Raw genomic sequence first — 16572 nt, 5'->3', positions numbered from 1 at the left:
TTGGCAGATGTCGAAAAACCCCTGGGGTAATGTGACGCCTTACATCAGAAGATATGCGTGCATGGCAGCCTCACCGGCGGCACGGAGGTTTGCCTGCGCCTCGTGAGGATCGAGCGCCTCCGCAAGCGACATGGGCTTTCGCACGATGGGTAGCACAAGGTCAATGCCGGCGGCATAGACGTCGTCAATGTCGTCTGCGCGCCCACCTACCAGCGCTATAGTGGGCACTCCCCGCTTCTTCGCACGGGCTGCCGCGCCCGCCGGAGCCTTACCGTGCGCCGTCTGCTCATCCATAAAGCCCTCGCCCGTAATGAGCAGGTCGGCGTCAGCAAGTGCCTCGTCAAATCCAATAAGATCGAGCACCGCATTCGTTCCCGAGGTCATACGCGCGCCGAGGGCAAGCAGCGCTGCACCGAGACCGCCCGCCGCACCACCGCCGGGAACGCCCAAGACAGAATGGAAACGAGGAGATGTTTCGGCCTTATCTGAACAATCGAGCTTTGTTCTTGCCTCGTCGAGCGCACGCCCGTATGCCACCATCCAACTATCGTACACAGCCAAAAGACGCTCGGTCTCCGCCTCATCGCCCACATAGTCGTCGCCAGAGAGCAGCCCCTTCTGGGCACCATACATGCGCAGCGCGCCACGCTTTCCCACGAGCGGGTTGTCCACGTCGGAAAGCACCACGAGCTTGCAGGAGCCAAGCGCGTTGACTGCCGGGGCGAGGTCCACACAGGACAGGCTCACCAAACCAGCGAGACCGCACGCGATCTCCCTGCCCTGGGCATCGAGCAGCTGGCCGCCCAACGCCTGTAAAAAGCCTGCACCACCATCATTCGTCGCGCTGCCGCCGATAGCGAAATACACCGTCTGCGCGCCCCGCGCCACAGCGTCGAGCAGCAGCTCGCCCACGCCGAACGTCGAAGCCCGCAGCGCCGCCTCATGCGTGCATGGCGAATACTCGATACCCGCAGCCTCGGCCATCTCAATCGCCGCGAAGATGCCCTCGGAGCTTTGCGATAAGAGATACGACGCCTCCACCGGCTCGCCAAGCGGGCCCGAGACGCGACGCGTCACAAGCTCCCCTCCCAAGGCAACATGGAGCGCCTCGACAGTGCCCTCCCCGCCGTCCGCCATGGGAAGCATAGTCACCTGCGCGCCCGGGCATGCATGACGGATGCCCTCCGCCGTCCACGCCTCGACCTCCGCGCTGCCCGCGCACCCCTTGAAGGAGTCAATTGCAAGGAGCACGCGCGGAGACGGGGTGGCGACGTGCGCCTGCGCAACGAAATCGTTCGCGTCCGTAGCGTGCATCTCCTCGAATGCCCGCATGCGAGCATCTTCATGCGCATCGCCCTGCACGCGCTCACCTGCACGCACCCGCGCGAAGAACGAGCGCAGCGCCTCAGCGCATTCGCCCTCCAGCACGCCGGCGGTCACGTTGAAATGGTGGTTCAGCCGCGCGTCCTCGTTCACACGGAAAAGCGTGCCCGTCGCGCCTCCCTTGGGGTCGGCCGCACCATATACACAGCGATCCACGCGCGCGTTCACCATAAGGCCCGCGCACATGAGGCACGGCTCGAGCGTCACGTACACCGTGCAACCTGTAAGCCGCCAGCGACCGAGCGAGCGAGCAGCCTCGAGCATCGCCAGGAATTCCGCGTGCGCGGAAGGATCTTCGTCCAGCTCGCGCCGGTTGTGTGCGCGCGCAATGATCTCGCCTTTATACACCACGACGGCGCCGATGGGCACCTCGCCCAACTCGGCGGCGGCCTGCGCCTCGGCAAGCGCCTCGCGCATGAAGCGCTCGTCCTGCTCGTGCATATCCATATTCGCCCTTCCGCCGCAAATCCTTTTGAACGATGCTATCATTACCTGTCACGGAGAGATGGCAGAGCGGTTGAATGCGGCGGTCTTGAAAACCGTTGGGCGCGCGAGCGTCTCGAGGGTTCGAATCCCTCTCTCTCCGCCATGCGACTTGCACGCCCGGCGTCCTTGTGGTGCCGGGCCTTTTGCTAGCGAAAGCAGGGATTCGAACCCGTAGGGCGCGAAGCGGCGCAAACGCGCGAGCGTTTGCCGCGGAGCGCGCAAGGCGGCGCAGCCGCCGCAGCGGAGGGAGCGAGCGCAGCGAGCGGCGAACCCCCTTACCTCCACCAGAGACCACATCGGCCCCGCTGCCGCGGGGTCTTTTCGTATCCGGGGACAGGACAATTCGAACCCGCCGCGCGCAGCCCCGGCGGGCGCTCAAGCGCTCGTCTGCATTATTTGCGGGGGCAGAGTCGGTCGCGATAAGATGGTAGATGCAACATCCCGTCGAGCAGGTTGGTAACGAGACGTCATGGCAAACAGGCAGCTGAGCGCATCGGGTCCGTTCGTACCCGAGGAGGACGATACTATAGGATTCGGAGAAGCCCTGAAGGGTTCAGCCCTGCAAAGCCATGCGGAAAAAGCGGCACCCGCGCTCTATACCCAGCTCAGCGACATCATCCGCGAGAAGATCTATTCTCGTGAGTGGGCGGTGAAGAGCAAGATTCCCTCGGAACATGAACTTATGGCGCAGTACCGTCTGGCGCGTGGAACTGTTCGCCGTGCCATCAGCGCGCTCGTGGACGAAGGACTACTCGTGCGCGAGCACGGACGCGGCACCTTTGTCGCCGAGCCCGGCCTCTCCCATGCCCTGGAGTCCCGCCCGTTCTCGTTCGCTGAGGCTCTACACAACCAAGGGAAGGCGTTCAAAACGGTCGTCGTCGACGAATGGGTGACGCCCGCGCCTTCCGATGTGGCGATCGAGCTCGACGTCCCGCCCCATAGCGACGTGATGTTCCTGCGCCGCGTGCGTTACGTCGACGGTGTGCCCATCATGTGCCAGGAGAGCTGGCTCAGCCTGCAGGAGTGCCCCGGCCTTTGCGATATCGACTATCGGAATGAATCGCTATTCGACGCCGTCGAGCGCTGTGCAGGGCGCAAGATCAAATATTCGAAGATGCGCTATGCTGCACGCATCGCAGGCAAAGAGCACGGAGATCTGCTCGCCTGCGAGGAGACTGCCGCCATCCTTTTGCTCGAGCAGACTATCAGCCTCGCTGACCATCGCCCTGTCGAATGGGGCACCACCTGGTTCCGCCCCGGGCAGTCGATCGTAAGTAACGCCGTACAGCCCGATTAACGAAATCCATCGACCGCTCACGGAGATTTGTGCATTTTTACCTTGCAAACTTGTTCAAAAACTATATACATGTGTTGAAACTTGTATATAAAAAGATGTACAAGTTTGCGCCAACATAGGCGCACTCTGGTTGGGAGTCGATGGAAGGGATGCTGCCTATGGAGAAGGTACGTCTTAGAAAGCCGTTTTTCGTGGTCAACCCCAAATCGTATCTCTATGGAGACGATGCCCTCGCGTTGGCACGGAAGGCAGACGAGCTGGCAGAGCGGTATGACATCGACTGCCTCTTCACCGCACAGCTCATCGATTTGCCGCGCATCATCGCGGAGTGCCCGCACCTCGTGCCGTGCGCTCAGGCCATGGAGAGTCTGAAGCCCGGCCGCGGAATGGGTCATATTCTGCCCGAGGCGCTTGCCGCCGCAGGTGTGAAGGCGACGTTCCTGAACCACGCGGAGAATCCCTGCACCGTTCATGAGCTCGCCGCGACGATCGCGCGCGCCAACGAAGTCGGCATCCTCACGGTTGTGTGCGCAGACTCGGTCGAAGAGGGCGAGATGATCGCCTCGCTCAAGCCGGACGTCATGGTCTGCGAGCTCACGAGCCTCATCGGCACCGGTCAGGTTGCCGGCGAGGACTACATGCGCGGCTCGACCGAGGCCGTGAAGGCGGTCTCGCCCGAGACGCTCGTGCTCCAGGCCGCCGGCATTTCTACCGGCCAGAACGTTTACGACGCAATCAAGTACGGCGCCGACGGCACGGGCGGCACGTCCGGTATCGTCGCGGCAGCCGACCCGTTCGCAACCCTCGATGAGATGTTCGCGGCGCTCGACCAGGCGCGCACCGATTTCTGCAAGGAGGCGTGAGCCGTGACCGTCTATAAAGGCAAGCTCCAGATGGAGACGCTCGCGGGAAAGCCGACCTACGTGGATATCACGGAGGGCGTACGCGGCGTGATTGCGGAGTCCGGCGTCAAGGAGGGGATCGCCGTCGTTATCTCGTGCCACACGACCTGCGCGGTGTTCTCCGAGGAATACGACCACGATCACACACCGGCGGGCGATACGTACCTGCAGGCCGATCTCTCCGATGGCCTCGACAAGATCTTCCCCGAGCAGCATGACTGGAAGACGTATCGCTATCCCGGTATCCAGCATTTCGAGGAGGTCGAGTCCTGGCCGAACCTCGATTCGTGGCTGCCCGGCGGCGACCGCACGATGCTCTGGAACGGCGACGCCCACCTGCGCTCCACGCTCATTGGCAGCAACCAGACGTTCGAGGTCGAGAATGGCGAGCTCCAGATGAACGGCCTCGCGAGCATCTACTTCGTTGACTTCGACCGCACGCGCGAGCGCACGCGCAAGGTGAAGGTCATCGTCATCGGTGAATAGGGCAACCCTACGGCATTCGTCTTAGCAGTAGCGAGGGCATAGCCCTCGAAGGAAGGGAGTAGCAATGAAGAAGATCGTACTCGCCTGCGGATCCGGTATCGCCACGTCCACGGCCGTCGCCAACAAGGTTGCGGCGTTTCTGAACGAGAACGGCATGGCCGGTCAGTACACCATCGTGCAGTGCGCCATCGCCGAGGCCCCGAGCCAGTGCGCCGATGCCGTCATGCTCATCTCCACGACCGTGCCGCCGGCGGGCATCACCTGCCCGTACGTGAACGGCGTCTCGTTCCTTACGAACATGGGCGTTGCCCAGACCCAGCAGCAGATCCTCGACATTCTCAAGCAGTAGGGTGCGGTATGCGGGGGAGGCTTTGGGAGAACGCCTTTCCCGTTGAATGTAGACATAGGAAGAAGGAGGAAAGATGGAAGCTATTACCGCGTTTTTCAGCTTCATCCAAGGGCTAGGCGTCAACGTCATGATGCCGATCCTGCTCACCATCTTCGGCACCATTCTGGGCGCCGGCTTTGGTAAGAGCCTCAAGGCCGGCCTCACCGTCGGCGTGGGCTTCATCGGCCTGAACCTGATCATCAACAACGTGCTCGGCACGAGCCTCGCGCCCGCCGTCCAGGAGATGACCACCCGCTTCGGCCTCGCCCTGAACATCATCGATGTGGGCTGGCCTGCGTCTTCGGCCATCGCCATGGGCACGACCATCGGCATGTTCATCATCCCGCTCGGCCTGCTCGTGAACATTCTCATGCTTATCACGAACACCACGCAGACGATCGACGTCGACATCTGGAACTACTGGCACTTCGCCTTTACCGGTTCCATCGTCGCGATCATCACCGGCGACGTCATGCTCGGCTTCGCCGCTGCCGTCATCAACATGGTCGTCGTGCTCATCCTGGGCGACATCACCGCACCGCAGGTCGAGAAGTCGCTCGGCATGCCCGGCGTGTCGCTGCCCCACGGCTTCACCGCCGCATTCGCGCCCATCGCCATGTTCATCAACTGGGTCATTGACAAGATCCCCGGCGTGCGCGACATCAACCTCGACGTCGAGTCCATGCAGAAGAAGTTCGGCGTCTTCGGTGAGCCGCTCATGGTGGGTACGGTCATCGGCCTCATCATCGGCTGCATCGCCTACTTCGACGTCGCCGACATCGCCGGCTCCGTGACGGTCATCCTCGGCCTCGGCGTCTCCCTCGGTGCCGTGCTCGTGCTCATCCCGCGCATGGCGTCGCTCCTCATGGAGGGCCTGCTTCCCATCTCCGATGCCGCCTCCGCGTTCATGCAGAAGCACTTTGCCAAGCGCGGCAAGATCTACATCGGTCTCGACTCCGCCGTGGGCGTCGGCCACCCCGTGACCCTGTCGCTCGCGCTCATCCTCATCCCCGTTATGCTGCTGCTCGCCGTGGCGCTGCAGCCGCTCGGCAACCAGGTCATCCCGTTCGGCGACCTCTCGACCGCGACCTACATGCTCGTGCTCATCACCCCGATCGTGAACAACAACGGCTTCCGCGGCCTCATCGTGGGTATCGTCGTGCTCGCCATCGGCCTGCTCATCTCCACGTACATGGCTCCGTTCCAGACCGCCGCTGCCCTGCAGGCCGGTTTCGACGTCGCCTCGTACGCCGGCAGCGCCGACGCGCTCATCTCGTCGCTCTGCGACGGCGCGAACCCGCTGACCTTCATCTTCGTGTTCCTGTCGAACATCAACGGCTGGGTCTGCATCGGCGTTACCGGTGTGGCTGCCATCGTGTTCGCCATCTGGAACCGCATGCGCATCCTCAAGGAGGCCAAGGAGCTTCACGAGGAGGCGTAAGCCATCCATGATGACCCCCTGGCGGCAGGAGCCGTTGCCCAGGGGATCAAGGTAGGGTAGATGCCCGCGGCCGCAGGCTCCGAGCTGCGGTCGCGGGCTTTTTTCGAACGAGTGGCGTAACGGGTCGAAAGCGGGGTGCGATGATGGCTTCTCGACATGATGGAGACGGGGACGCTCTGGCCGGCGATGTCGTGCACGGCGAGGTCGCGGTAGAAGAGCGTGGCTCGGGCGAGGGTGTGGCGCGCACCTATACGTACGACCCGCGCCGCTACCTCTTTGACGTGCAGATCACTGGCGCGGTAGGGGCGCTTGCGGCCGTTGCGGGCGCGGTGATGGTCGCCACCGGCTTCCTCGCGTTCTTCGGCGCGATCGCGCTCGTGCTAGGACTCTACACGGCGTTCAACACGTTCATCGCGAAATGCTATCCGCGCGTAGCGTCTTTGGATGAGGAGTACCTTGTGCTCGAGTCGTTCGGCCGGCGCGACGTGTATCGCATCGCGGACATACACCGCATCCAGCTGCGCGAGAACGGCAAGTCCCGTTCCATCTACGTGCGCTTCAACGGTGGCGGCGTGTTGCGCGGACGCTATTTCATCGGGTGCGGCGATATGTACGACGAAAACGGGCAGCGAGCGCAGGCGCTCTATGACGCCCTCCTCGACCTGCAGGCGCGCCTCGACCCCGAGAACATCCGCGTCATCGCCCGCAAGCAGGCGATGCGCGCCGCTGCACGCGCGGAGGCGGAAGACGCCGAGCCCAGACCTGTCTCGCGCAGGCATAACCGCAAGAAGCGCCGTACGTAGCGCGCCTGCGGCATCGAACGCCCGCCACCGAACGCCCGCCACCGAACGCCTGCCACCCTGGTGTGTTCCTTATAGAAAGGATTGGATATGCTGGTAAACCTTCGGGATATCTGCGCTATCGCCGAGCAGAACAACATGGCGATCGCCTCGTTCAACGCGCCGAGCATGGAGGCTCTGCGCGCGACGATCGATGCGGCGGAGCAAACGGGCTACCCCGTCATCCTCTCCCATGCCGAAGCGCACGAAAGCGTCATGCCGCTTGACGCCATGGGTCCCGCCATGGTGGCGCTTGCCGAGCGCTCGACCGCCATGGTGTGCGTCCACCTCGATCACTGCGAGCACCTGTCGTACATGCGTCGCGCGCTCGAGATGGGCTTCACCGGAGCCATGTACGACGGGTCCATGGAACCCTATGAGGTAAACCTTGAGAACTCCGCTCGCGCTGCCGCTATGTGCCATAGCTTCGATTGCGGCCTCGAGTGCGAGCTCGGCTCCATGGGATCGCGCGAGGGCGGCGAATCTGTCGAGGGAGGTACCGCCGAAGAGGCTGGAGCCGTCTATACCGACTCCGATCAGGCGCGCGCGTTCGTGAAGGCGACCGACCTCGATATCCTCGCATGCTCGTTCGGTACCGTCCACGGCCTGTACAAGGGCGAGCCGCATCTGCAGTTCGATGTGCTTACTAAGATCCGCTCGCGGGTGAAGGTGCCGCTCGTGATGCACGGCGGTTCGGGTGTCTCCGACGAGGATTACGCGCGTGCGATCGACGCGGGCATCCGCAAGATTAACTACTATACCTATGGGGCGAAGTATGCTGGCGATGCCGCCGTGTCTGTCGTCGACGGCGTGCGCGCGTCCGCATCGGGTAAGCCGGTCTACTGGCACGATTTGACGGTAGCGGCGTACGAGCGTCTGGTAGAGGACTTCTCTTCGGTCATCAAGGTGTTCGCCAACGGCGCGGCGCCGCTTGCATAAGGAGGGTTTCATGGGAAACGTTGACATCGACCTGTTCAAGCCTGAGCTCGTGTTCTTCGATTTCGAGGCTGCCGACCGCTTTGATTTCTTCAAGAAGATGGAGGCCGTGCTTCTGGAGGGCGGCTACATCAAGGACACGTGGTACGACGCGATCACGACGCGCGAGAAGAACTTCCCGACGGGGCTCCAGTTCGAGACCATCTCCGTCGCGCTGCCGCATGTGGATCCCGAGCATCTCGTCAAGCCCTATATTGCCGTGATTCGCCCGAAGGATCCCGTTGTGTTCGAGGGGATGGCCGGCATTGGCGGCGAGATCCCGGCGGAACTCATCGTGAACCTTGGTCTCACCGAGCACGCCGAGGGGCAGGTCGCGGTGCTCCAGGCGCTCATGGGCGTCTTTTTGGATGCGGGCGCAGTAGAAGACATCCGCGCCCAGACCACGCCCGAAGGCATGGTCGCCACCATGCGCCGCCTCTGCGCCTAAAGCCACCTAACACTTTGGGGACGGGGTCAAAGGTGTTGAAAACAACACCTTTGACCCCGTCCCCAAAATACTAAATACCCGCCGACGAAGTGGGACTTTGACACCGGGTCTCAGAGTCCCACCATCGTTGGGCCGTAACACTGCGGGCGCGTGAGCCTCGATAATTGGTCTCACGCGCCCGTCGTGTTATGGTTGCGATCGCAGGCGTGAGGGCGGGACTTTGAGACCCGGTGCGAGAGTCTCAAAAGTGGGACTCTGAGACCTGGTGTCAAAGTCCCATTCTCGAGCGGGTGCGGCGGGTGGTATATACTGGTGCGCTGCAACCCTCAACCATGTGAAAGGCGTTTTTATGCGCACCTCTCAGAATCTCCGCCCCACCATGTTTCGCCGCTTCCTGGCGTATTACCGCCCGGAGCGTGGCCTCTTCATCGCAGACACGGTGTGCGCGCTCGTCATCGCCGGTATCGACCTCGCGTTTCCCGTGATCCTGCGCTCGCTTACCGGCGGGCTCTTCCTCGAGGGCGCGGATGCGATCATGGCCGCGCTCGGCATGATCGCCCTCGGGCTCGTGGCGATGTACCTCGTGCGCATGGGCTGCCGCTACTTCGTTTCCGCGCAAGGCCACATCATGGGCGCGCGCATGGAGTCGCGGATGCGCCAGGACCTCTTCGACCAATACGAGCGCTTCTGCTTCACATACTTCGACCGTGTGAACTCGGGCGACATGATGAGTCGCGTGGTGAACGACCTCTTCGACATCTGCGAGGCGGCGCACCACGTGCCAGAGTGGATCATCATCTGCGGCGTGGAGATTGTGGGGGCGTTCATCATCCTCGCAACCATATCGCCCGTGCTTACGGGCGTCATGGCGGCGGTGACGGCGGTCTTCGTTGTCATCATGGTGCGCCAGAACCTGCGCATGCGCGAGGTGTTCGCCGACAACCGTCGCAAGATCTCTGAGGTCAACTCGCAGCTGCAAGACTCGCTCGCGGGCATGCGCGTGGTGAAGTCGTTCGCCAACGAGGACACTGAGCGCGCGAAGTTCCGCCGCTCCAACGCGCGCTACCTCGATTCGAAGGTCGCGCAGTACCACGCCATGGGCGCCTACCAGGCGACGAGCGCCGCCCTCACCGGAGTGCTCTTCACGGTCATCATCGTGGTGGGCGGCCTGCTTGTGGCTGAAGGCCACATGACCGCGGTAGACATGGCGACGTTCGCCCTGTACATCAGCCTGTTTACCACGCCTATCGAGACGCTCGTGAACTCCACCGAGAACATCCAGAAGGCCATCGCCGGCTTCAAGCGCATGGACGAGGTCATCCTCACCATGCCCGACATCGAGGATGCGCCCGACGCCCGCGAGCTCACCGTGAGCGCGGGCGCCATCGAGTATCGCGACGTGTGCTTCAGCTATGAAGACGAGGAGCTGGGAAGCGACCGCGCCGGACGTCCGGTTATCGACCATATGGATCTCTCCATCCGCCCGGGCGAGACCATCGCGCTCGTGGGACCGTCGGGCGGTGGCAAGACCACGACCTGCTCGCTGCTGCCGCGCTTCTACGACGTGACGAGCGGCTCGATTACCATCGACGGGCAGGACGTGCGCTCGGTCACGCAGCAGAGCCTGCGCCAGGCTATCGGCCTCGTGCAACAGGACGTGTACCTCTTCGACGGGACGATCGGCGAGAACATCGCCTACGGACGCCCCGGCGCCACGCAGGAGGAGATCGTCGAAGCCGCGCGTCGTGCGAACATCCACGAGTTCATCGAGACGCTTCCCGCCGGCTACGATACCGTGGTGGGCGAGCGCGGCAGCCGTCTTTCCGGCGGACAGAAGCAGCGCGTGGCCATCGCGCGCGTGTTCTTGAAGAACCCCGCCATCCTCATCCTCGACGAAGCGACGTCTGCCCTCGACAACGAGAGCGAGGAGGCGGTGCAAGAATCGCTCGAGCGGCTTGCGCGCGACCGTACGACGATCATCATTGCGCACCGACTCTCTACCATCAAGAACGCGGACGAGATCGCGACTGTCGAGCGTGGTCGTGTTGTGGAGCGGGGCACGCACGACGAGCTTCTCGCCCGCAACGGCACGTATGCTCGCTACTATCGAATGCAGTTCGAAGGCGCTCGCGCGCAGTAACCGGGTTCGACGGGAACACGATGGCGAAGGGATCCAAGCTCGCGCCCGAAGAGGTAGAGGAGCTTTTCTCAAAAATCGATGCATCGGGTGTCGTGCGCTCCAAGCGCAGCGAGCCTGCTGTCGACCCGCTTCCCGACGAGGACCCCTCGGGTTCGAAGGTGGCGAGCTCCATCTCGCGCATGGGCATCGCGTTCATTGCGGGCATTATCATCTTCGTGGTGGGCATGCAGGTAGGCTACGGCGTGATGCGCCGCCTCAATACCGCGAACCTGTCCGATACCGTGACGACGGAGACCGTCTCGCGCGCGCTCGAGGGCGGCGTTGAGTGGGGCAACGGCTTCACGCAGTTTCCCGCCGATTTCACGGTGGATGAGGCGGAGGAGCTCACCGGCGTCGTGGAGGTGAGCGTTGTGTCCGCCGAGGCGGAAAACGAGCTCGAGCTCTTCTCCAACAGCCAGATCGAGGCGGCGGCGCTCGCAACGAACACTCTGCTCAACGACAACATCAACCGCGTGGTCTACAACGTCTCGGCGTATGTCGACGAGGGCGGGAACATCGTCGCCGGCAACGGCGAGGATCGGGAGGCGCGCCTCGTCTTCACCTTCATTTGGACGAAGAATAAGTCTGAGGCGTCGAGCAACATCGACTGGGAACTGCGCATCGTGGGCATGGACGAGGAGATCGCCGGCAGGATCCAGACGCAGGTGAACTCGGTTTCCTCGCTCATCGAGACGCCGAGTGTGGACGACGCCGATATCGACGCGCACGAGCGGGAGCTCCTGAGTGCCCAGGAGCAGAAGGGCGAGGAGCTCTACCTGGGCGACGATGGCGGTGCCACGCTCGATGCCGCACGGGAGCGCGCGCAAGAGGATGCGAGCACCTCGCACTGACGTCGTAAAAAACACCCCAGGGGGTTTCTACATGAGCAGGTGGGACTCAGAGACCTGGTGTCAAAATCCCATACCCCAGGGTTTTCGACAGGTACCTTCCCGCTGAATTTTCCGGGTAGGTTACTCCCGATACACAGAACGACCCGGCGGGAAACGGAGTCCCGCCGGGTCGATTTCGTTCGCCGATAGCCTGGTAGTGCGCAGCGGCTATCCGAGCAGTGCTGCCACCTTGCCCAGAAGCGGCTCAAAGCTCACGCCACGCTCTTGGAAGTGGGGCTGTTGCGAAGAGACTGTCATCGCGTCGTGCACGAGGTCGCCGGCGAAGCGCACCGCCTCCTCGAGCGTGCGACCCGCCATGATCGCAGCGAGCAGGCACGAGCAGTACAGGTCGCCGGTGCCGTGGAGCATGTAGGGCAGGAGCTCATTATGCACCTCGAGGAAGGCTCCGTCGCGCGTGCCCACGAAGTTCCTAATGAGTCCGTCGCCGCGCTGGATGCCCTTGAGCACGACCGCCTTCGTGCCCTTCTCGATGAGCGCGTCCACGAGGCGATGCGCCTCGGTGTCGTCGATGTTCTCGCCCGCCCAAGCGTCGCCGATGGGTTCACCCAAGATAATCGCGGCCTCGGTGAGGTTCGGGGTGAGGACGTCGGCTCCTTCGGCGAGTTCGGCCATGGCGTCGCAGAGCTCGGGCGTATAGGTGGGATAGACCTTGCCGTGATCCGCCATGACCGGGTCGACGACGCGAAGCGCCTCGGGGAACATCGCGTAGATGTCGCGGATGCGGTCTACTTGCTCGGGTGCGCCAAGAAAGCCGGAGTACACGGCATCGGCCTCCACGCCGATCTTCTGCCAAGCGGCGAGGTAGTCAGGGAGGATATCGGTCGTATCGTGCATATACCAGCCGGGAAACGCCGTATGGCTCGAGAAGACGCCCGTGGGAACCGGGCAGACGTCGCATCCGGCGGCGGAGAGTACGGGGATGGCGATGCCGAGCGAACACTTGCCGTAGCCGCAGAGGTCGTGGACGGCTGCCACGCGCGGGATGTATGCCCCTTTGCGCTGGTATAGAGGCATGGCGATGCTATTGATTTTGTTTTCCATGATTGCCTTCTTTCATCGCGGACTTATGGACCAGCGTGCGAGAACAGCATAGTACCTCCCGCAGCGGGGCGCCGCGTGAGAGGGCATTCTTAGTCGTTTCGTCACAAAGGCGGGCGCGGAAGGATGTAAAAACACCCCAGGGGTTATTTTACATCTGTCGTTATGCTGTCCGGGCAGCGCATGGTACCGCAGATGTATAATAACCCCTGGGGTGTTTTTACGCCCGGCCGCGGCGCTACGGGCGGCGCGCGGTGGATTCGCGCACGATGAGCTCGGTCTCCATGACCATGGAGTGCGCGGACCCGTTTCCGCTCATACGCTCGAGCAAAAGGTTGCAGGCACCGTACCCCATACGGTAGCGCGGCTGGTTTACCGTGGTGAGCGTAGGGGTCGTCATGGTTGCGATGTCGATATTGTCGAAGCCCACAACCATGAGGTCGCCGGGGACGGAGAGCCCGGCCTTGCGCGCTGCGCGAATTACAGCCGCGGCGTAGGTATCGGAGCAGGCGAAGACGCCGTCGGGCGGGTTGTCGGATTCAAGCATGTGCGTGGCGGCGGAGCAGGCAAGTTCATAGTTGTTATCGGGAACCTGCAAGATCCAGCTGGGATCGAGCGAGAGCTCGTGCTCGCGCGCGACAGAAAGGAAGCCCTCCATGCGCCCGCGTGAGTATTTATACGACTCGGGTCCGCTGATGATGGAGAGGCGCTTGCAGCCGCAGGCGATGAGGTGCTCGACGGCGGTGCGGGCGGCAGCGCGGTCATCGATCGTCACGTAGGGAACGTTTGTCTCCGGGTTGTTCTCCGCGCACTGGATGGTAGGCAGCTCCGAATCGATGCGCTCAATGGTCTCGGTGGAAAGCGAGCACATCGTGATGAGGCCGCTCGCCCCGCAGCGCCGAAGGCTTTCGCAGAACGAGTCGACCGTGCTTTGCCGGGGCGTGTCCCACAAGATGAGGACATCGTAGCCGGCGGCGCGCGCGGAATCGCGAATGCCGTGGACGATCTCGCTGTAGAACGGGTTGTCGAGCCAGGGGATGTTCACCACGATAGGCCCGCGCTCGTCGAACGGCTTTGCCAAGCGGTAGCGATCAAGCAGGCTCGCATAGCCAAGTTCCCGGATGCTCGCGTTGACGCGGGCGATCGTTTTGGCGCTCACGAGCTCGGGGTGGTTTATGACGCGCGACACGGTGGCAGGTGACACGCCGGCATGCTTGGCGACGAGCTCAACGGTCATCTTCTTCGCCATGGGCGTCTCCTCTCACAAGCTGCCGAACATCGCGCCGCCTTCTATTGTACGTGCCCGCGTACCGCAGCCGCACAGCATTTCCGTCAGCGTAATGAAAACTTTTCATAATGACGCTCACCGATGAATTTCAACCGTCCAACACGGTTAAGCAGCCGTTCGGCGAAACAAAATCAAAGCGAAAGAAACGCGTCGGTATCATCAAAAATGAAAGAAGCGCCGGTAGTGACTGAAAATTTCTTTCATTACAGGACGCTGTCTGCCCGAACGGTTGCAGCCCGCTCGATGTGCTCGATGCACGGTGGCGAGGCGATGCGCGGTGCGTCCGCGCCTATGAGAGGGGAGTGCCATGATTCGCGTTGGCGTCATCGGATGCGGAAAGATCTCGCAGGTACGGCATCTGCCAGAGTACGAGGCGAACCCCGACGCGAAGATCGTCGCTCTCTTCGATGTAAATATGGAGCGCGCGCAGGAGCTGGCTGAACGCTACGGCGCGACCGCCTATGCCTCACTCGACGAACTGCTTGCGGCGCCCGACGTGGACGCGGTGAGCGTGTGCACCTCCAACGCCACGCACGCAGAGAGTACCATCAAGGCGCTCGAGGCCGGCAAGCACGTGCTGTGCGAGAAGCCCATGGCCATCACGCTCGAAGAGTGCGAGCAGATGGTGGCGTGTGCCGAAGAACACGGGCTCAAACTCATGATTGACCAGAACCAGCGCTTCGCGAAGGCACACATCCGCGCCAAGGAGCTGCTCGACGCCGGGCGTATTGGCGAGGTGCTCACGTTCCGCACGACCTTCGGCCACGGCGGCCCCGAGACCTGGAGCGTCGATCCGGGCACCGGTAGCTGGTTCTTCGACCCCAAGCGCGCCGCGATGGGTGCCATGGCGGACCTTGGCGTGCACAAGACGGATCTCATCCAGTGGCTTATCGGCCAGACGGTCGTCGCCACCACGGCGAAGGTCACCACGCTCGACAAGCGCGACCCGGAGGGCAACCTCGTGGGCGTGGACGATAACGCCGTCTGCATCTACCAGATGAGCGGCGGCGCCGTGGGAACCATGACCGCGAGCTGGACGTATTACGGCCCCGAGGATAACTCGACCGTTATCTACGGCACGAAGGGCGTCATGCGCATCTATGACGACCCGGCGCATTCCATCGTGATCGACCGTCGCGACGGCGAGCGCGAGCTTTACGACGTCGAGGCCATCCAGACGAACGACAACCAGACCGCATCCGGCATCATCGACGCGTTCGTCGACTGCCTGGTGAACGATACCGAGCCCGCGATTCCGGCATCGAGCGTCCTGCCCGCGATGCGTGCGGTCTTCGGCAGCATCGAATCGAGCAAGACCGGCAAGGCCGTCGCGCTCGCGTAATGTAAAAAACCCTGGGGTTATTTTACATAGGAAGGAGTGGTCGCTATGAGAATGGGATTTATCACCTCGCTCTTCGATGGGTGGACCTACGAGGAGATGATGGACGATGTGGCGCGCCTTGGCATCGAGTGCGTCGAGGTCGCGTGCTGGCCGAAGGGCAAGGCCGAGCGCAAGTACGGCGGCGTGACGCATATCGAGACCGAGCGCGTGCTCGAGGATGACGCCTATGCGCAGCACATTCTCGACTACGCCAAGGAGAAGGGCGTCGATATCTGCGCGCTCGCGTATTACCCGAACAATCTCGACCCCGACCCCGAGCGTCGGAAGACCTTCAACGATCACCTCATCACGACCATCCGCGCTGCTGCGAAGCTCGGCGTGCCGAAGGTCACGACGTTCATCGGCCGCGTGACGGACAAGACCCTCGAGGAGAATCTCGAGATTCTGCCCGGCGTGTGGGGACCCATTCTTGATGTGGCCGAACAAGAGGGCATTCGCGTGTGCATCGAGAACTGCCCGATGCTCTTCGATGCCTCGAACTGGCCGGGTGGCCAGAACATCATGACCTCGCCCGCCAACTGGGAGCGCGTCTTCGAGGTGCTGCCGAGTAAGAACCTGGGTATCGCCATCGACCCGAGCCACTTCGTGTGGCAGATGATCGACTGCGCCTCGGCGGTTCGCGAGTTCGCCGACCGCATCTACCATGTGCACCTCAAGGACATCAAGTTCAAGCCCGAGGAGCTTGCGTGGCGCGGCACCATGGCCTACCCGCTCGACATCATGGATCCGAAGATCCCGGGCTGGGGCGATGTGGATTGGAGCGACTTCATCTCACAGCTCTCGATGATCGGCTACAACGGCGATTGCTGCCTCGAGGTCGAGGATCGCTTCTTCGAGGACGGCACGCGCGAGAGCCTTGTCAAAGCTGTTGAGCTTTCCAAGCGCTACATGGATCAGTTCATCATTTAGGACTTCGCCTCGTCTGTGAGGAAGGCAGGCGAGTCAAGGTAATGCGGCCAGATTATGGAAGGAAGGAACGCATTATGAGCAACATTACTCGTCGTTCGTTTGTGGCAGGTACGGGCGCGACCGCGCTGGTCGCTGCGCTCGCCGGCTGCTCCGGTGGCACCACCACCGAGGGTTCTGCCGCGGGTTCCGGAGCCGCTGCC

At 62.6% G+C, this 16572-nt stretch carries 15 protein-coding genes and 1 tRNA gene; 13 read left to right on the top strand and 3 right to left on the bottom strand.

Annotated features, from left to right (window positions below):
• Nucleotides 1-39 precede the first annotated feature (39 nt).
• The gene (gene tadA, locus QZ079_RS00080) at nucleotides 40-1830 is read right to left on the bottom strand and encodes a tRNA adenosine(34) deaminase TadA (protein ID WP_297033406.1); all 1791 of its coding nucleotides are present in this window, start codon (nucleotides 1828-1830) and stop codon (nucleotides 40-42) included.
• A 52-nt stretch (nucleotides 1831-1882) separates the two neighbouring features.
• On the opposite strand from tadA, the gene QZ079_RS00075 reads away from it, so the two are divergent.
• The 11 genes from QZ079_RS00075 to QZ079_RS00025 all read left to right on the top strand — a co-directional run bounded on the left by QZ079_RS00075 (nucleotide 1883) and on the right by QZ079_RS00025 (nucleotide 11675).
• Nucleotides 1883-1972: transfer RNA gene (locus tag QZ079_RS00075), tRNA-Ser, on the top strand.
• A 366-nt stretch (nucleotides 1973-2338) separates the two neighbouring features.
• Nucleotides 2339-3166 carry a GntR family transcriptional regulator gene (locus QZ079_RS00070; RefSeq protein WP_297033403.1) on the top strand — a complete coding sequence of 276 codons (828 nt, stop codon included), beginning with the start codon at nucleotides 2339-2341 and terminating at the stop codon, nucleotides 3164-3166.
• Between the two features lie 158 nt (nucleotides 3167-3324).
• On the top strand, nucleotides 3325-4029 hold the full coding sequence (locus QZ079_RS00065) for a triose-phosphate isomerase (protein WP_291288107.1): 705 nt from the start codon (nucleotides 3325-3327) through the stop codon (nucleotides 4027-4029).
• Between the two features lie 3 nt (nucleotides 4030-4032).
• Nucleotides 4033-4554, top strand: coding sequence for a YjbQ family protein (locus QZ079_RS00060; RefSeq protein ID WP_291288106.1), 522 nt, complete (start codon nucleotides 4033-4035; stop codon nucleotides 4552-4554).
• Between the two features lie 64 nt (nucleotides 4555-4618).
• Nucleotides 4619-4903 carry a PTS sugar transporter subunit IIB gene (locus tag QZ079_RS00055; protein WP_291288105.1) on the top strand — a complete coding sequence of 95 codons (285 nt, stop codon included), beginning with the start codon at nucleotides 4619-4621 and terminating at the stop codon, nucleotides 4901-4903.
• A gap of 73 nt (nucleotides 4904-4976) precedes the next feature.
• Nucleotides 4977-6383 carry a PTS galactitol transporter subunit IIC gene (locus QZ079_RS00050; RefSeq protein ID WP_297033397.1) on the top strand — a complete coding sequence of 469 codons (1407 nt, stop codon included), beginning with the start codon at nucleotides 4977-4979 and terminating at the stop codon, nucleotides 6381-6383.
• A gap of 140 nt (nucleotides 6384-6523) precedes the next feature.
• Nucleotides 6524-7186, top strand: a complete 663-nt coding sequence (locus QZ079_RS00045; protein ID WP_297033395.1) for a hypothetical protein — start codon at nucleotides 6524-6526, stop codon at nucleotides 7184-7186.
• A gap of 87 nt (nucleotides 7187-7273) precedes the next feature.
• Nucleotides 7274-8161, top strand: a complete 888-nt coding sequence (locus QZ079_RS00040; protein ID WP_297033392.1) for a class II fructose-bisphosphate aldolase — start codon at nucleotides 7274-7276, stop codon at nucleotides 8159-8161.
• A gap of 10 nt (nucleotides 8162-8171) precedes the next feature.
• Nucleotides 8172-8645, top strand: coding sequence for a PTS sugar transporter subunit IIA (locus QZ079_RS00035; protein WP_297033389.1), 474 nt, complete (start codon nucleotides 8172-8174; stop codon nucleotides 8643-8645).
• 379 nt (nucleotides 8646-9024) lie between these two features.
• A complete protein-coding gene (locus QZ079_RS00030) occupies nucleotides 9025-10785 on the top strand; it encodes an ABC transporter ATP-binding protein (protein ID WP_297033552.1) in 1761 nt (586 codons plus the stop codon).
• A 20-nt stretch (nucleotides 10786-10805) separates the two neighbouring features.
• Nucleotides 10806-11675 (top strand): hypothetical protein, encoded by an 870-nt coding sequence (locus QZ079_RS00025; protein ID WP_297033386.1) that lies wholly within the window; start codon nucleotides 10806-10808, stop codon nucleotides 11673-11675.
• 207 nt (nucleotides 11676-11882) lie between these two features.
• Here the strand turns inward: QZ079_RS00025 and QZ079_RS00020 are convergent, their stop codons facing one another.
• Both QZ079_RS00020 and QZ079_RS00015 read right to left on the bottom strand, forming a co-directional pair.
• Nucleotides 11883-12776 (bottom strand): PfkB family carbohydrate kinase, encoded by an 894-nt coding sequence (locus QZ079_RS00020; protein WP_297033383.1) that lies wholly within the window; start codon nucleotides 12774-12776, stop codon nucleotides 11883-11885.
• 235 nt (nucleotides 12777-13011) lie between these two features.
• A complete protein-coding gene (locus QZ079_RS00015) occupies nucleotides 13012-14022 on the bottom strand; it encodes a LacI family DNA-binding transcriptional regulator (RefSeq protein ID WP_297033380.1) in 1011 nt (336 codons plus the stop codon).
• Nucleotides 14023-14368: 346 nt separating this feature from the next.
• On the opposite strand from QZ079_RS00015, the gene QZ079_RS00010 reads away from it, so the two are divergent.
• The gene (locus tag QZ079_RS00010) at nucleotides 14369-15403 is read left to right on the top strand and encodes a Gfo/Idh/MocA family protein (RefSeq protein ID WP_297033377.1); all 1035 of its coding nucleotides are present in this window, start codon (nucleotides 14369-14371) and stop codon (nucleotides 15401-15403) included.
• A 45-nt stretch (nucleotides 15404-15448) separates the two neighbouring features.
• Nucleotides 15449-16372 (top strand): sugar phosphate isomerase/epimerase, encoded by a 924-nt coding sequence (locus QZ079_RS00005; protein ID WP_297033374.1) that lies wholly within the window; start codon nucleotides 15449-15451, stop codon nucleotides 16370-16372.
• Nucleotides 16373-16572: the final 200 nt, after the last annotated feature.

The organism is uncultured Enorma sp. (genome assembly GCA_905210055.1).
GTDB lineage: Bacteria > Actinomycetota > Coriobacteriia > Coriobacteriales > Coriobacteriaceae > Enorma.
This window is presented reverse-complemented; position numbering and strand designations above follow the sequence as displayed.

Coding starts and splice junctions, on each gene's coding strand:
- QZ079_RS00040 (WP_297033392.1), top strand. CDS start 7,274: ATGCTGGTAAACCTTCGGGATATCTGCGCTATCGCCGAGCAGAACAAC.
- QZ079_RS00035 (WP_297033389.1), top strand. CDS start 8,172: ATGGGAAACGTTGACATCGACCTGTTCAAGCCTGAGCTCGTGTTCTTC.
- QZ079_RS00055 (WP_291288105.1), top strand. CDS start 4,619: ATGAAGAAGATCGTACTCGCCTGCGGATCCGGTATCGCCACGTCCACG.
- QZ079_RS00005 (WP_297033374.1), top strand. CDS start 15,449: ATGAGAATGGGATTTATCACCTCGCTCTTCGATGGGTGGACCTACGAG.
- QZ079_RS00020 (WP_297033383.1), bottom strand. CDS start 12,776: ATGGAAAACAAAATCAATAGCATCGCCATGCCTCTATACCAGCGCAAA.
- QZ079_RS00030 (WP_297033552.1), top strand. CDS start 9,025: ATGTTTCGCCGCTTCCTGGCGTATTACCGCCCGGAGCGTGGCCTCTTC.
- QZ079_RS00065 (WP_291288107.1), top strand. CDS start 3,325: ATGGAGAAGGTACGTCTTAGAAAGCCGTTTTTCGTGGTCAACCCCAAA.
- tadA (WP_297033406.1), bottom strand. CDS start 1,830: ATGGATATGCACGAGCAGGACGAGCGCTTCATGCGCGAGGCGCTTGCC.
- QZ079_RS00010 (WP_297033377.1), top strand. CDS start 14,369: ATGATTCGCGTTGGCGTCATCGGATGCGGAAAGATCTCGCAGGTACGG.
- QZ079_RS00015 (WP_297033380.1), bottom strand. CDS start 14,022: ATGGCGAAGAAGATGACCGTTGAGCTCGTCGCCAAGCATGCCGGCGTG.
- QZ079_RS00025 (WP_297033386.1), top strand. CDS start 10,806: ATGGCGAAGGGATCCAAGCTCGCGCCCGAAGAGGTAGAGGAGCTTTTC.
- QZ079_RS00050 (WP_297033397.1), top strand. CDS start 4,977: ATGGAAGCTATTACCGCGTTTTTCAGCTTCATCCAAGGGCTAGGCGTC.
- QZ079_RS00045 (WP_297033395.1), top strand. CDS start 6,524: ATGATGGCTTCTCGACATGATGGAGACGGGGACGCTCTGGCCGGCGAT.
- QZ079_RS00070 (WP_297033403.1), top strand. CDS start 2,339: ATGGCAAACAGGCAGCTGAGCGCATCGGGTCCGTTCGTACCCGAGGAG.